Origin of the sequence: Alteromonas sp. Cnat2-8 (assembly GCF_022348355.1) — a bacterium.
Taxonomy (GTDB): domain Bacteria; phylum Pseudomonadota; class Gammaproteobacteria; order Enterobacterales; family Alteromonadaceae; genus Alteromonas; species Alteromonas macleodii.
In genome coordinates this window covers 285,156-299,486 of record NZ_JAKREX010000005.1, presented here as the reverse complement: position 1 = coordinate 299,486, position 14,331 = coordinate 285,156, and the positions used below count along the sequence as shown (strand labels likewise).

The window sequence follows — 14,331 nt, the reverse complement described above, 5'->3', positions numbered from 1 at the left end:
TCCTTTGAACCTTTGAAAAAGTGAATTGATTTGAGTTCGGCAAGTGGCTAGATTTTGTGACTTTTTAAACCTAAGCAGCAGCTAAGAGAACAGTAACCGCAACAACTGGGCGATAAGCAAAATCCCCATTAAGGGCCAAATCCACTTAGCCCATTTCGCAGCATCCTCATTACTGATTCGCATTTTAGAGCGTTCTATTAGCGGTATAATCAATGCTAGCGCACCAAATAACACCGCCAGTAAAATTAACACTTCCATTATCGTAACCCTATCGCATATTTGAGCACTTCTTGTTTTGCAGGCTCTATGCGCTGCGCCACAGAAAGAAGCTGGTTTCTTATCCATTTTATGGGGGCAACGTCATTGCTAAACAAGGTATAAAACCCATCCATTGCCGTCATCATCACCAAATTATCTCGCTTTCGTGGCTTTTCATAATTGCTGATAAGCCTTTGAGAAAATACTTTATCGGTTAGCGACAATGCGTTGTCGCTACCGAATGGCTTGAATTCAGCACACACAGAAAGAAAGGTTTCTACATCTTTAAAACCTAAATTAACACCCTGTCCGGCAAGCGGATTAATAGTGTGTGCTGCATCACCAACTAACACACATCTGCCTTTAACGTATTGATTAGCATGAGAACGGGTAAGCGGAAAAATCGCTTTATCAATAACTGAAAAGCGATTGCCATTTCTGGTCAATTCATCGGGAAACGTTTTAAGAATTTCACTTTCAAGTTGGCTCGCTTTTAAACTTTTAATCCGTTTGAGTTCGTCAGGCGAGTCATACCAAACGAGCGAGGCGTAGTTATCAAACATGGGTAAAAAGGCTTTAGGGCCGCTCGATGTAAACTGCTGCCAGGTTACAGTTTCAACGGCGTTCTCCATCTTTATAGTGATCCCCATCGCCTGCTGCGCATATTGCCAACCTGTAGTGCCAATGCCCGCCGCCTTTCTCACCTGAGAGTTTGCGCCATCTGCGCCAACAAGCCAGCTCGCTTCAATGGTTCTGCCATTCGAAAGGCTGACCTTAGCCGTATTCGTTAATTGAATATCTTGCACCGTTTGTCCGGTAATGAGCTCAACATTGTCAAACTGCTTTAATGCGTGGTGGCATCCTAGCTGCAACAATCGGTTTTCCACAAAAAAGCCCAATTGGGGCATGTCGATACTTTGTGCGGTAAAGTCTGTTCGATGGGCTGGGTCGTCCCACACGCTTAGGCCTGTGTAAGGTTTAACACGCATGGCGGCTATGTGTTCCCAAGCGCCAAGGGCTTTTAACAGCGTTACCGATGCTTCGCTGATGGCTGAAACCCTTAAGTCAGGCCCCTTCTCAGCGTTAAAAGGTGCTGGTAGATACGGTTCTATCACTGCTACCTTAAACTGCTGCTGAGCAAGTCCCAACGCAAGTGCAGCACCTACCATACCGCCGCCATTTATACAAAAATCGACCATTTACTCTCCTTAAAACACGCACTTGCATTATGTCTTAAAACACAAAGCGCTGTGAAGTAAAACGTGGAACTGGCTTGCCCTAGATCAATTCTTAACGAATCGTCTCAAGATACTGGGAATATGCTTGCATAACAGGTAAAATATGCGGCTATTTTGAACATCTTCCTGTAACTGACATTATCAGTGTTTTTTACGTGGTGATTTAAGCGCCTCACGTAAAATAACATTCTGGCAGCCACCTTTTCTAAACAACGGTGAAACTGCTCTCACTTACAGGAACACTAACAGGTTATCGAATAGTTGTTATGACTAAAAAGCTGTATATCAAAACCTGGGGCTGCCAAATGAACGAGTACGACTCGGAGAAAATGGCAGACTTACTAGACTCAACGCATGGCTACAGTGCTGCAGAAAGTGCTGAAGAAGCCGATGTTATTTTGCTTAACACATGCTCAATTCGTGAAAAAGCACAGGAAAAGGTGTTCCACCAGCTGGGCCGTTGGAAAACACTTAAGCAAGATAAACCTGAACTTATTATCGGTGTGGGCGGCTGTGTAGCCTCTCAAGAAGGCGATACTATTCGTCAGCGCGCGCCGTTCGTAGACTTAGTTTTTGGTCCACAAACACTGCACCGCTTGCCTGAAATGATCAATCAGCTTCAGGGCGGCGCAAAGTCAGTGATTGACGTTAGCTTCCCGGAAATTGAAAAATTTGACCGTTTACCTGAACCACGTGCTGAAGGTCCAACGGCGTTCGTTTCAATCATGGAAGGCTGTTCAAAATACTGCACATTCTGTGTTGTGCCTTACACCCGCGGTGAAGAAGTAAGCCGTCCTGTTGACGACGTGTTGCTTGAAATCGCTCAGCTTGCAGGTCAAGGCGTGCGTGAAGTCAATCTTCTAGGTCAAAACGTTAACGCGTATCGCGGTGAAAATTACGACGGTACAATTTGTCGTTTCTCTGAGCTGCTTGAATTGGTAGCGGCCATAGACGGTATCGACAGAATTCGTTACACCACCTCACACCCGGTTGAATTTACTGATGACATTATAGAAGCATACGCGTCTATTCCGGAGTTAGTAGACCACCTACACTTGCCTGTTCAAAGCGGCTCTGACCGTATATTGAACTTGATGAAGCGTGGCCATACAGCAATTGAATACAAGTCTAAAATGCGTAAGCTGAAGAAAATTCGCCCGAACATTAGTTTGTCGAGTGACTTCATTATTGGTTTCCCAGGTGAAACAGATGCCGACTTTGAAGCCACCATGGATTTGATTCAGGCAGTCGATTACGACCTTAGCTTCAGCTTTATTTACAGTGCTCGCCCGGGTACGCCTGCTGCCGACGCAGTAGATGACGTAAGTGAAGAAACTAAGAAGCAACGTCTTCACCTACTACAGCAGCGTATTACGCAACAGGCTCTTCGTATTGCTCGTCACATGGTTGGCACAGAGCAACGAATATTGGTTGAAGGTCCGTCAAAGAAAAACCCAATGGAGCTTTCGGGACGTACTGAAAATAACCGTGTAGTGAACTTCGAAGGCACACCAGACATGATTGGCGAATTCGTTGATGTAAACATCACTGACGTATTCACTAACTCATTACGTGGTGAAGTTGTGCGCAGAGAGAGCGAAATGGGCTTGCGTGTTGCCGTTTCGCCCCAATCTATCATGGCAAAGCATCAGGCAGATTTGCCCGATGAGCTTGGCGTGGGTCAATTTAACCCAGCCTAAATACATTTTATAGCGAGGAAAAAAGTAGCTTGAGTACATTGGTTAGTAACGAATTTGAATTAGAACCGGCAGATAGCAAACGTTTGTCGAGTTTATGTGGCCCCTTTGATGACAACATTAAACAAATTGAGCGCAGGTTAGGGGTAGAAATTACCTACCGAAATAACGCATTCAAGGTGTTGGGTGAACCGCAGCAAATAAAAAGTGCCAGCGAATTACTTAAGCTTCTTTATATAGAAACTCAGCCTATTAAGGGCCGTATTCCCGAGCTAGAAGCAGAACAAGTTCATCTTGCCATTCAAGAAGCCCGCGTTATTGAAAAAGACGCAACAGGCGGCTATGGAAAAGAAGTCAATATTAAGACCAAGCGCGGTGTGATTAAGCCGCGTAACCCTAACCAAGCGCAATATGTGGCGAACATTGTAAACCACGATATTACTTTTGGTATTGGACCTGCCGGTACGGGTAAAACCTACCTAGCGGTCGCTGCTGCTGTGGACGCGCTTGAGCGACAAGAAATTCGCCGTATCTTGCTTACCCGCCCGGCGGTAGAAGCGGGTGAAAAACTCGGCTTCTTGCCCGGCGACCTTTCACAAAAAGTTGACCCGTACCTTCGTCCTCTTTACGACGCCCTATTTGAAATGTTGGGCTTCGAGAAAGTAGAAAAGCTTATGGAGCGCAACGTGATTGAGGTTGCACCGCTGGCCTATATGCGTGGTCGAACACTGAACGATGCCTTTATTATTTTGGATGAAAGTCAAAACACCACGGTAGAGCAAATGAAAATGTTCTTAACCCGTATTGGCTTCAATTCAAAAGCGGTGATCACCGGTGACATCACGCAGGTAGACTTACCTCGCGGTGCAAAATCAGGTCTTCGTCATGCTATTGAAGTGTTAAGTGAAGTGGATGACATTTCATTTAACTTCTTTAACGCTGAAGACGTGGTTCGTCACCCTGTGGTTGCGCGTATCGTTAGAGCCTATGAAGTGCACGATGCTGAACAAGAGCGTCTTCGCAAAGCACGTAAAGAAGAAGCGTTGCGACTTCAACGTGAACAGGCTTCTCAAGACGATAATGCCACGCAAACGAAAGACGACAACGCATCGTGAGTGCCATTATTGATGTACAGCAAGCGTTTGAAGGTGACGAGGCCATTTTGTCGGCCATTCCCTCACCTTCGGAACTTGAGCTTTGGGCTAACGCCGTGCTCAAGTACGAAGGGTTAGCTGAGCAAGAAGTGACCATTCGCTTTACTGACGAAGCCGAAAGTCAAAGCCTTAACCATGAATACCGAGGAAAAGATAAACCCACAAATGTTTTATCTTTTCCGTTTGAAGCGCCTCCAGGTATAGAAATAAACCTTTTAGGCGACCTGGTTATTTGTGCCCCCGTTATTAGTCGAGAAGCCGAAGAACAGCATAAAGACGTAAGCAACCACTACGCGCACATGACTGTTCACGGGCTATTGCATTTAATGGGTTACGACCATATTGATGATGCGGAAGCTGAGGAAATGGAAAGCAAGGAAATTGATATTCTTGCGCACCTTGGCATTGCTGATCCTTACGAATCTATTGATTAACAATTCAATATAAACCATTGTTAGTTAAGTACTTTAACACTTAATAACAATAAAACATTGACGACCAGCGAGAACCATTTTAACGTTGGCGTTGAACTAACAATTAAACGGACATTATGAGCGACGATAATCCTCACTCTACCAACGGCTCATCAGGCAAGAGTTGGTTAGATAAACTAAAAAATTCAATTTCTGGCGAGCCGAGAAGTAAAGAAGAGTTAGTATCGGTTATTACTGATGCTGAACAGAACGAAATCATAGACCCACAAACCCGCGAAATGATTGAAGGGGTTATTGGGGTAAATGAAATGCGAGTAAGGGATATCATGATCCCTCGCGCTCAAATGACCACCATCGATGTAGAGCAAAAGGTAGAAGAGTTTTTACCTGTAATGCTTGAATCTGCTCACTCCCGTTTCCCTGTTATCAGCGAAGATAAAGACCACATCGAAGGTATTCTGTTAGCAAAAGATCTTTTAGCTTTTGCATTTAACGCGGAAAAAGAATTTAACCTTCGCGATATTCTTCGCCCAGCGGTTATTGTTCCAGAAAGTAAACGCGTGGACGTTCTGCTTAAAGAGTTCCGTCAGCAACGCTACCACATGGCCATTGTTGTAGACGAATATGGCGGTGTGTCTGGTCTAGTCACGATTGAAGATATCCTTGAAATTATCGTGGGTGAAATTGAAGACGAATACGATACGGAAGAAGATGGTACCGATGATATTCGCCCGTTAAATAAATCAACATACTCTGTTAAAGCCTTAACGCCGGTTGACGATTTTAACGAGTTTTTTGAAACCAAGTTTAGCGAAGAAGAAGCCGACACTATTGGCGGTATTGTGCTGAAAGCGTTTGGTCATATGCCTGAAACCAATGACGAAATCACCATTGGCGACATTCAATTTAAAGTGACTAACTCTGATAAGCGCCGACTTATCCAACTTAAGGTTTCAGTGCCTTCGCTCGAATAGTGAAGTAACGCAAACTACGCCTGTTTCAGCATAGGGCAGCATGATTTTATGCGTGCTCACCCTATGTTGACGTAACAACTCTATTAACCACGATCAGATGACTCCTATGCTGAAACGGTTTACTCCCCACCTTCTTCTTTTACTAAGTGGTGCAAGCTTAACCCTTGCTTTTGCTCCCTTTAACATGTGGCTTTTAACTATTCCTGCGCTTGCACTTGCTATACGTCAGGTGATAAAGCTCAAACATCGCCCATTTTTAGCCGGATGGCTGTTCGGTGCGGGATGGTTTGGAGCGGGTATAAGTTGGGTTCATGTGAGTATTGCCGACTTTGGCGGGCTTCCCATTGCGGCATCTATTGGCATTATGGCGTTGCTATGTGGCTACTTATCGCTTTATCCTGCGCTTGCCACCAAGTTAACCGCCAAGTTCTTCTCTCCTCACTTGTGGCCAATGGCGTTACCTCTTTTCTGGGTTGCGGCTGAGTGGTTACGAAGCTGGATGCTAACCGGCTTTCCATGGTTATCTTTAGGGTATAGTCAATTAGAGAGCCCTCTTTCAGGCTTTGCGCCAATCATCGGGGAAACGGGAATAAGCGCGCTTATCGTTATCAGCGCTACACTATTTGCGTTGATACACAATAAGCGAACTTTCGCCAACGCAGTGCTAGTGGCGCTGTGCTTATTTACCAGTGGCTACCTTCTTAAACAACATACTTGGGTTGCCCCCAAAAAAATCTACTCAGTAGGCATGGCTCAAGGCAACATCGCGCAAAGTCTGCGATGGGTGCCAGAGCAAGATGGTCCAACCATGGACACCTATTGGAAATTAACTGAAAGCTTATGGGATAACGACCTCATCATTTGGCCTGAAGCCGCGGTTCCCAAGCTTGAGCCATTAGCCCAACCTTATCTTGCTAAAGTTAACGAAAGAGCCTTTCAAGAGAACACGGCACTTATTACGGGTATTGTTAATTACAACTGGGAAACTGATGAAGCGTGGAACAACCTAATTGTGCTAGGTAAACGTACGCCAGATGCCGCTTATCCCGACTATCAATATTTCCACAACAACCGATTTTCGAAACATCATCTATTGCCCGTAGGCGAATTCGTACCTTTTGAAGACTGGCTTCGCCCGCTCGCTCCCCTATTCGATTTACCTATGTCATCATTCTCTCGAGGTGACTATCAACAGGCAAACCTTGAAGCTAACGGCATTCACCTAGCCCCCGCTATCTGTTTTGAAATTGCGTTTCCTCATCAAGTGATGGCAAATGTATTTGAAAATACCGACATGATCATAACCGTGAGTAATGATGCGTGGTTTGGTCACTCACATGGGCCTGCTCAGCATTTGCAGATAGCGCAAATGCGCGCCCTTGAGTTAGGCCGCCCTGTCGTTAGAGCGACAAATAATGGCATTACGGCTTTTATAGACCACAGAGGCGAAATAACTGCTCGGCTACCTCAATTCATGGCAGGTAATATTTCGGCGCCAGTTGTCGCAACCAGAGGGTTTACACCGTATTACCATCTTCAAGAGCTAGGTGTTTGGTTTATAGTTATTTTGCTATTTGTTAGTGCGTTACTTCTTAGACGAAGACAGAGATGATCTGTACAAGTTAAAGGTACCGACACAATAGTCATTCAATAATAATACTAACTCGATGTAGGACATGTTGAGCTTGTTTTTTTGCAAAGTTCAATGTGTGCTAATTAAGGAAATACTTGTGAACTGGGTTTCTCTTTTTTCAAAAAAACTACTCACCTTTTCTATCACTGCCATTGTTTGCTCTACTGCTGTTTTCGCAGAGACAACGGTAATTACTGCAGATCGCATGATTGACGTTGCTAACGGGAAAGTCGTCAAACAGGCGGCTGTTATTGTAACGGACAATATAATTACTGCATCTGGTCGTCTTAAAGACCTGACAGTTCCAAACGAAGCAACACGTATTGATTTAGGCAATGCCACGCTAATGCCTGGGTTAATGGATATGCACGTACACTTAACCAGTGATGCAACTCGACACGGGTACAAGCGTTTAGAAGTATCACTGCCCCGCGCGGCTATTACTGGCGTTAAACACGCTAAAGCAACGTTAGATGCAGGTTTTACCACTGTGCGTAATGTAGGTGCACCTGGTTTTGCTGATGTTGCGTTAAGAGATGCCATCAACGCGGGCGACGTAGTGGGACCGCGCATGTTTGTAGCTGGGCCAAGCCTAGGCGTAACTGGCGGCCATTGTGACAGCAATCTTTTGCCCTATGAGTATGACAATTATAGCGAAGGTGTAGCCGATGGCCCGTGGGAAGTACGCAAAAAAGTACGTCGAAATATTAAGTACGGCGCTACCGTGATCAAATTCTGCGCTACAGGTGGCGTTTTGTCTAAAGGCACAAAAGTAGGTGCACAGCAGTACACATTCGAAGAAATGAAAGCCCTCATTGATGAGGCCCATTTACGTGGTTTGACAGTAGCGACTCATGCTCATGGCACTAATGGCATTAAAGCAGCCATTAAAGCGGGTGTAGATTCAGTAGAACATGTAAGTTTGCTTGATGACGAAGCGATAGATTTAGCGAAAAAGAACGGTACTTACTTCTCTATGGATATTTACGTAACTGAATATATTCTGGGTGAAGGAGAGAAAGCCGGTATTCTAGAAGAAAGCCTGAATAAAGAGCGTATTGTTGGTAAAACTCAGCGCGAAAACTTTGAGAAGGCAGTTAAAGCTGGTGTAAATATGGTATTTGGTTCCGATGCCGGGGTTTACCCTCACGGTGATAATCCTAAGCAGTTTGCCCGGATGGTGAAGTTCGGTATGACCCCCATTCAGGCTATTCAAGCTGCTACTATTAACCCTGCCCGCTTACTGAAACAAGAAGCTACCCTTGGAAGTTTGGAAAAAGGTAAGCTGGCAGATATCGTCGCAGTGCCCGGCAACCCACTAGATGATATGAGCCTTATGGAAAAAGTGGGCTTTGTTATGAAAGATGGACAAATTGTGAAGCAGTACGCGATGTGATGAATGGCCGCTAAAGGAAAAATTTTAGTTTGTAGTTCATAGATTGCAGCTTACTGCACAGAGCAGAGGATAGTCGCTACGCAAGGTTAATAGCTTAGCAATACATCACACTGCATCAGACTAAAAAATAAAAAACGGCGCTAACTTCATTTGAAGTAGCGCCGTTTTTGTTAGCAGCAACTACCTTACAACAGATAGGTAGTCTACCCTGTTAAACGTTACCTGCCGCCTGAATAGCAGTAAGTGCTATGGTAAATACAATATCGTCAACCAATGCACCGCGACTTAAATCGTTAACGGGCTTTCGCATGCCTTGCAGCATTGGGCCAATACACACTAGATCGAAGCTACGCTGTACCGCTTTGTAAGTGGTATTTCCAGTATTGAGGTCAGGAAAAACAAAGACGTTTGCCTTACCAGCAACAGGGCTATTTGGTGCCTTGCTCTTGCCCACACTTTCGATAGCCGCTGCATCGTATTGAAGTGGACCATCAATAAGTAAATCAGGGCGAAGGCTTTGCGCAATTTTGGTTGCCTCTCTCACCTTTTCTACATCGCTTCCTGCACCTGACGAACCAGTGCTGTAGCTAATCATCGCAACCCGCGGTTCAATGCCAAACATTTGTGCAGATTCCGCAGATTGAATAGCAATATCAGCGAGCTGTTGAGCGTTGGGATCTGGGTTAATTGCACAGTCGCCGTAAACCAAAACTTGGTCAGGCAACAGCATAAAAAATACTGACGACACCAACGACGCGTTTTCAGCGGTCTTTATTAACTGGAGCGCTGGGCGAATAGTGTTCGCAGTTGTATTTACTGCACCTGACACTAATCCATCCACGTCATCTTGCTGAAGCATCATCGTGCCCAGAGTTACGTTATCTTCTAACAACTCTTGGGCAACCACTTCCGTCACACCTTTATGGCCGCGTAGCGCCACTAAGCTCTCAACATAGTCTTTTTTAATGGCCGACGGCGAGAGAATCTCAACGCCTTCGCTCAGTACAACACCTTGCTGTTCTGCTACCCGCCTAATCTCAGTTTCATCGCCTAGCAATACAGGACGAGCAAGACCCCGTTTGGCACAAATAGAGGCCGCCACCACGGTTCTTGGCTCGTTTCCTTCAGGAAGCACAATGCGTTTATTTACCTGCCTTGCACGGTTTGTTAGGTAAAAACGAAACGCTGATGGAGAGAGTTTTTTCTGGCGCGACACTTTTTGGGTAAGTGAATTTACCCAACTTGCGTCTAAACTTTCCGCAGTGTGAACCATCACCTTTTCAATGCGTTTACTGTCATCTACAGGTACTTCCTGATTAAAAGCGTGAAGTGCTTGTGCTGTTTGCCACGTATTGGAATTTACCAGCATAACCGGTAAGCCCGTTTCCATGGCCTGGCTACACAACGCCATAATGTTTTCATCTGGCTGATAGCCGCCGGTAAGCAAGAGCGCGCCTAGCTTTGTGCCGTTTAATGCAGCTAAACAGCACGAAACAAAAACATCGCCGCGATCACCCGACATTACAAGTAGCGCCCCCGGCTTTAGGGTGTGCGTCATGTTGTGAATTTCTCGCGCGCAAAACGTGACACTACTTAAACGCCGCTCGGCCAGCTCGCCTTCGTTTAACAAGCTAGCGTTAAGATGCTTCGCTACGTCGGTGGCGCGAGGAGATACTAAATCAGCGCTCCAGTCAATTGTGCCAAGTAGACTCAAGCCCTTTTTGAAAATAGGCAAATCACGTAACGCTTGGGTTCGCTCTTCGTCGTGCTCAGGGGCTTCTATTGCGCCAATATCAGCGCGTAAGCGACCATGTTCATCAAAAGGCGCGTTAACCTTATTGAAGATACAGCCCACTACTTTTTGACTTTTGTGACCGCCATAGGTGTCTACAACGATTTCGAGGCGATGATTGATATCCGTGGTCGACTCATTTCCCGGCACAGCCACGAAAACGATGTCGGCATCAAGTGCCCGACTAATTTCTAAATTCAGGCGCTCTGCATAAGGATGATGGCGAGTTGTCACCAGTCCTTCAATAACAGTTACAGCCTCTTGAACACTGCTTTCTTCAAACCGCTCGATGATCTCCTCTAAGAGCTCATCGGTGCTGTCGTTACTGATCATTCGCTCTACGTATTCAAGCTCGAAAGGCGTGATGGGCGACACACTGGCATGGTGCGCAATAATTGCTGTAGAGCGCTCTTCGCCGTTATCGCCTTTACGTGGCTGTGCAACGGGCTTAAAGAAATTGAGCTTTATGCCTTGTTCCTCGATAGCACGAACAAGGCCCATGCTGACCGTAGTTAGGCCAACACTTGTGCCTACGGGGATCAACATAATTCTGCGAGACATAGTTACTCCTGCTTTTGCTAACGCGTTGGCGTTGCTTGTATAATTTACGCGAAGGTTGCAGCTTCTGCGGCTATCACCCATTCTTCATTTGTAGGCACAACATAAACTGCCGTTGATGCGGTATCAGCGGTAATCTTTCCACCTTGACCAAATCGCGCGTCGGCATTTCTTTGCTCATTTAAGCTAATTCCAAAGTGGGCGAAATACCCCATAGTTGTCTCACGAATAAGCGATGAGTTCTCCCCTATTCCGCCTGTAAATACAATAGCGTCTAACGTGGGCACGGCTACCATATAACCCGCGATGTATTTAGCTAAGCGATAGCAAAAAATTTCAATGGCCAATAATGCACCTTCGTGACCTTCAAGCGCCGCATCTTCAAGGGTTCGACAGTCGTTACTCAGCTCTGAGATACCAAGTAATCCAGACTGTTTGTTCAGTAAATCACTTATCTCATCTGCGGTTTTGCCAAGCTTCTTCTGCAGCGTTCCCGGTAGACTCGGATCTAAGTCGCCACAGCGAGTGCCCATAACTAAGCCTTCAAGAGGAATAAAGCCAAGGCTTGTGTCTACCGCCACACCTTTTTCTATAGCCGACACACTGCAGCCATTGCCTAGGTGGGCACTGATAATGCTGGTATCTGAAACCGGCTTCTCAAGAATTTTTGCCATGCTATCAAGTATGAACTTGTGACTGGTTCCATGGAATCCGTAGCGTCTTATGCCGTGCTCGCGATAAAGCGACATGGGTAAAGCATAAATAAAGGCTTTTTGGGGTAAGGTTTGAAAGAAAGAAGTATCAAATACGACTACGTGAGGCAGGTCAGGGTAAGCCTCTTGCGCCGTGACGATCCCCTTTAGGTTCGCCATATTATGAAGCGGAGCCATGCTTGCATAATCTTCAATTGCTTTTAGTACGCTATCATCGACAAGTGCAGCCTGCTTAAACTTTTCACCACCATGAACAACACGATGCCCTATTGCGATAGGCTTAACGCCCGTACTAGCGATAACTTCTGAAATTGCGCTTAACGCTTCGGTATGGCCAGCTTTTTCAGGTAGTGCGCGTTTTTCTTTTTTGCCGTTTAACTTGTAAGACAAACTAGCATCACTATTACCTAGTGCTTCAGCAATACCAGACAGTCCAGCCTCTCCAGTGTCAGCGTCAATTATCGCGAACTTTACGGACGAACTGCCGCAATTTAAAACTATAACTTCTTTCTTCATTTTTTAGATTTACAAATAAAAGTGGTAAGACATTTTGCTTAACCAAATTGTAGCATTTATAAACAACCGGATTGGTTAAACAATTGCTAAATGTTTTATAAAAAACATCGCATACACTTATTGTATGTGAGGTTTTTTCTCAATATTTATTGAAAAGCACGCGATTCATTTCATGCCGTAAAAAAAGAAACAAATAAAACCAATAAATACATACACTTAAAATTAAATCCAAGTTTTTTGGAAAAAATATGCATTTTCTTTCTTGAAAAGTATTTGGGCCATTCCTATATATATTTTGTCGGCGCTGAAAGGTCAGGTCGACAAAACCGCCGCCGCAGAGTCGGGGCATTTAAACTTTTAACATATTGCTTAATTTTGAGGATATGACTATGCGTACTATCGATCTATCTCCACTTTACCGTTCATTCATTGGTTCTGATCACCTAGCGTCATTAATTGATGCAGCATCTCGTGCTGAGAAGCAAAGTACCTACCCGCCGTATAACATAGAGTTACTTGGCGATGACAAGTATCGTGTAACCATGGCTATTGCCGGCTTTAGTAAAGACGACGTTTCTATTCAGGTTGAAGAAAACACGTTGACGATTACGGGCACGAAGAAAACGGAAGCGGACGATAAAGAAAGCAAAGAGCGTAAGTTCTTACACAAGGGCATTTCAGAGCGTAACTTTGAGCGTAAATTCCAACTTGGCGACCATGTAAAAGTGCTAGCTGCAGATATGGAAAACGGTCTGTTACACATCGATATGGAGCGAGTCATTCCTGAAGCCAAGAAGCCTCGTCAAATAGAGATTGGTTCTCGTTTAATTGAAAATTAATAGTTAGTTTCTTGGTTTGTTTCCCAACTTTTAGCGGCGCCTTTCGGCGCCGTTTTTTTGGGCTTAAAAAAATCGCTTTTCGTTGCCGCTTACCCGTTACTCACGCGTTGTCGATTTCAATGGCGTAATCAGCTTTACCCGATTCACCAGACTTAAAGTTACCTCGAAGGTTTTTTCCCGTCAGTTCACCTGTAGCAGACCCTTCAATTGATATAAATTCGCTGCTTGCAACTCCATTCTCAAACTTACCGGCATGCTGAAAAGTAACCGTGCCGCGCATACCGTTTACTACACCAACGAAGGTTTCAAACCCGGTAAATTTGGCAGACATCTGAGATTGATAAGACATCAAAAACTCGACATTAGATTCGCCACTCATTTCACCAGAATACACCTGCTTAATACTAGCGTGAGATACCTTAATTCCCTCTGATCTTTCACTAAGTGTGTCTTCGTCCCATTGAGTAATGGAAAAACTTCCTTTGAATGCCATAAATATCTCTTTATAAATGGTTTTTAGTTATAAACTGTAAACCCTAGCTTCTCAGAAAGAAAAAAACAGTCAGCAAATTGTAACAGGGTGTTTAGATAATCCCCTTAAGCATGGCTAACCCCACTGCGTTACAGGTGCTTGCGTCCTTGATTTCTCCACGTTTTATTTTCTCCTTTAACTCATTTAAGGAGAGTGAAACAACGCGCAAGTCTTCTTCCTCGACATCGAGCTTTTGTGCGCCTTGGGTGAGGCCTTTAGCTACATAAATGTGATAACCCTGATTACAAAAACCGTATGCTAAATATTGAAATCCCACATATTCCATTGAATCTGCAGTTAAGCCAGTCTCTTCTTTAAGTTCACCTTTCGCCAATTCAACAGGGTCGACATCAGGGTTACTTTCCCATGCACCTTGAGGCAACTCAAGCTGGCGCTCTTTTATGGTATAGCGATATTGCTCAACCATGTAAACCGTATCGCCTTCTATCGGCAAAATAATAGCGAAGTCAGGCTTTTCCACCACGCCGTAAATGCCTTCGTTTCCACTGCTGCGTTGTATTTTGTCTTCTCTTACGCGAAGCCATTTGTTTTCGTACACAACTTTTGTATCTAGTGTTTTAATATCAGCCATGCCTC

General features: G+C 44.8%; 13 protein-coding genes. 7 read left to right on the top strand and 6 right to left on the bottom strand.

The features are described 5' to 3' along the window. Positions 1 to 81 precede the first annotated feature (81 nt). Positions 82 to 258 (bottom strand): hypothetical protein, encoded by a 177-nt coding sequence (locus tag MHN00_RS14860; protein WP_014948996.1) that lies wholly within the window; start codon positions 256 to 258, stop codon positions 82 to 84. Beyond that, positions 258 to 1,457: an FAD-dependent monooxygenase gene (locus MHN00_RS14855; protein WP_239301598.1), complete on the bottom strand. Its 1,200-nt coding sequence runs from the start codon at positions 1,455 to 1,457 to the stop codon at positions 258 to 260. The genes MHN00_RS14860 and MHN00_RS14855 overlap by 1 nt, the downstream gene beginning before the upstream one ends. A gap of 305 nt (positions 1,458 to 1,762) precedes the next feature. On the opposite strand from MHN00_RS14855, the gene miaB reads away from it, so the two are divergent. The 6 genes from miaB (at position 1,763) to MHN00_RS14825 (ending at position 8,784) form a co-directional block, all read left to right on the top strand. Further along, complete coding sequence (miaB, locus tag MHN00_RS14850; RefSeq protein ID WP_014948994.1) at positions 1,763 to 3,196, top strand: tRNA (N6-isopentenyl adenosine(37)-C2)-methylthiotransferase MiaB; 1,434 nt, start codon at positions 1,763 to 1,765, stop codon at positions 3,194 to 3,196. Between the two features lie 29 nt (positions 3,197 to 3,225). Continuing rightward, positions 3,226 to 4,308 (top strand): PhoH family protein, encoded by a 1,083-nt coding sequence (locus MHN00_RS14845; protein WP_039216249.1) that lies wholly within the window; start codon positions 3,226 to 3,228, stop codon positions 4,306 to 4,308. Beyond that, on the top strand, positions 4,305 to 4,781 hold the full coding sequence (gene ybeY, locus MHN00_RS14840) for an rRNA maturation RNase YbeY (protein WP_239301597.1): 477 nt from the start codon (positions 4,305 to 4,307) through the stop codon (positions 4,779 to 4,781). The genes MHN00_RS14845 and ybeY overlap by 4 nt, the downstream gene beginning before the upstream one ends. Positions 4,782 to 4,897: 116 nt before the next feature. Continuing rightward, positions 4,898 to 5,755, top strand: a complete 858-nt coding sequence (gene corC, locus MHN00_RS14835) for a CNNM family magnesium/cobalt transport protein CorC (protein WP_014948991.1) — start codon at positions 4,898 to 4,900, stop codon at positions 5,753 to 5,755. Between the two features lie 106 nt (positions 5,756 to 5,861). Beyond that, positions 5,862 to 7,367: an apolipoprotein N-acyltransferase gene (lnt, locus tag MHN00_RS14830; protein ID WP_239301596.1), complete on the top strand. Its 1,506-nt coding sequence runs from the start codon at positions 5,862 to 5,864 to the stop codon at positions 7,365 to 7,367. A gap of 118 nt (positions 7,368 to 7,485) precedes the next feature. Next, positions 7,486 to 8,784, top strand: coding sequence for an amidohydrolase family protein (locus tag MHN00_RS14825; protein WP_039230292.1), 1,299 nt, complete (start codon positions 7,486 to 7,488; stop codon positions 8,782 to 8,784). 211 nt (positions 8,785 to 8,995) lie between these two features. Here the strand turns inward: MHN00_RS14825 and pta are convergent, their stop codons facing one another. Together pta and MHN00_RS14815 are read right to left on the bottom strand one after the other, a co-directional pair. Further along, positions 8,996 to 11,137, bottom strand: coding sequence for a phosphate acetyltransferase (pta, locus tag MHN00_RS14820; protein WP_075176291.1), 2,142 nt, complete (start codon positions 11,135 to 11,137; stop codon positions 8,996 to 8,998). A gap of 44 nt (positions 11,138 to 11,181) precedes the next feature. Then, the gene (locus MHN00_RS14815; protein ID WP_239301595.1) at positions 11,182 to 12,363 is read right to left on the bottom strand and encodes an acetate kinase; all 1,182 of its coding nucleotides are present in this window, start codon (positions 12,361 to 12,363) and stop codon (positions 11,182 to 11,184) included. Positions 12,364 to 12,752: 389 nt separating this feature from the next. Between MHN00_RS14815 and MHN00_RS14810 the strand changes: the two genes are divergently transcribed. Beyond that, complete coding sequence (locus MHN00_RS14810; protein ID WP_014976128.1) at positions 12,753 to 13,202, top strand: Hsp20 family protein; 450 nt, start codon at positions 12,753 to 12,755, stop codon at positions 13,200 to 13,202. Positions 13,203 to 13,302: 100 nt separating this feature from the next. Here the strand turns inward: MHN00_RS14810 and MHN00_RS14805 are convergent, their stop codons facing one another. Beyond that, positions 13,303 to 13,695 (bottom strand): DUF3224 domain-containing protein, encoded by a 393-nt coding sequence (locus MHN00_RS14805; protein WP_014948986.1) that lies wholly within the window; start codon positions 13,693 to 13,695, stop codon positions 13,303 to 13,305. Between the two features lie 91 nt (positions 13,696 to 13,786). Then, positions 13,787 to 14,326, bottom strand: coding sequence for an NUDIX hydrolase (locus tag MHN00_RS14800; protein WP_014976126.1), 540 nt, complete (start codon positions 14,324 to 14,326; stop codon positions 13,787 to 13,789). Between the last annotated feature and the right edge of the window lie 5 nt (positions 14,327 to 14,331).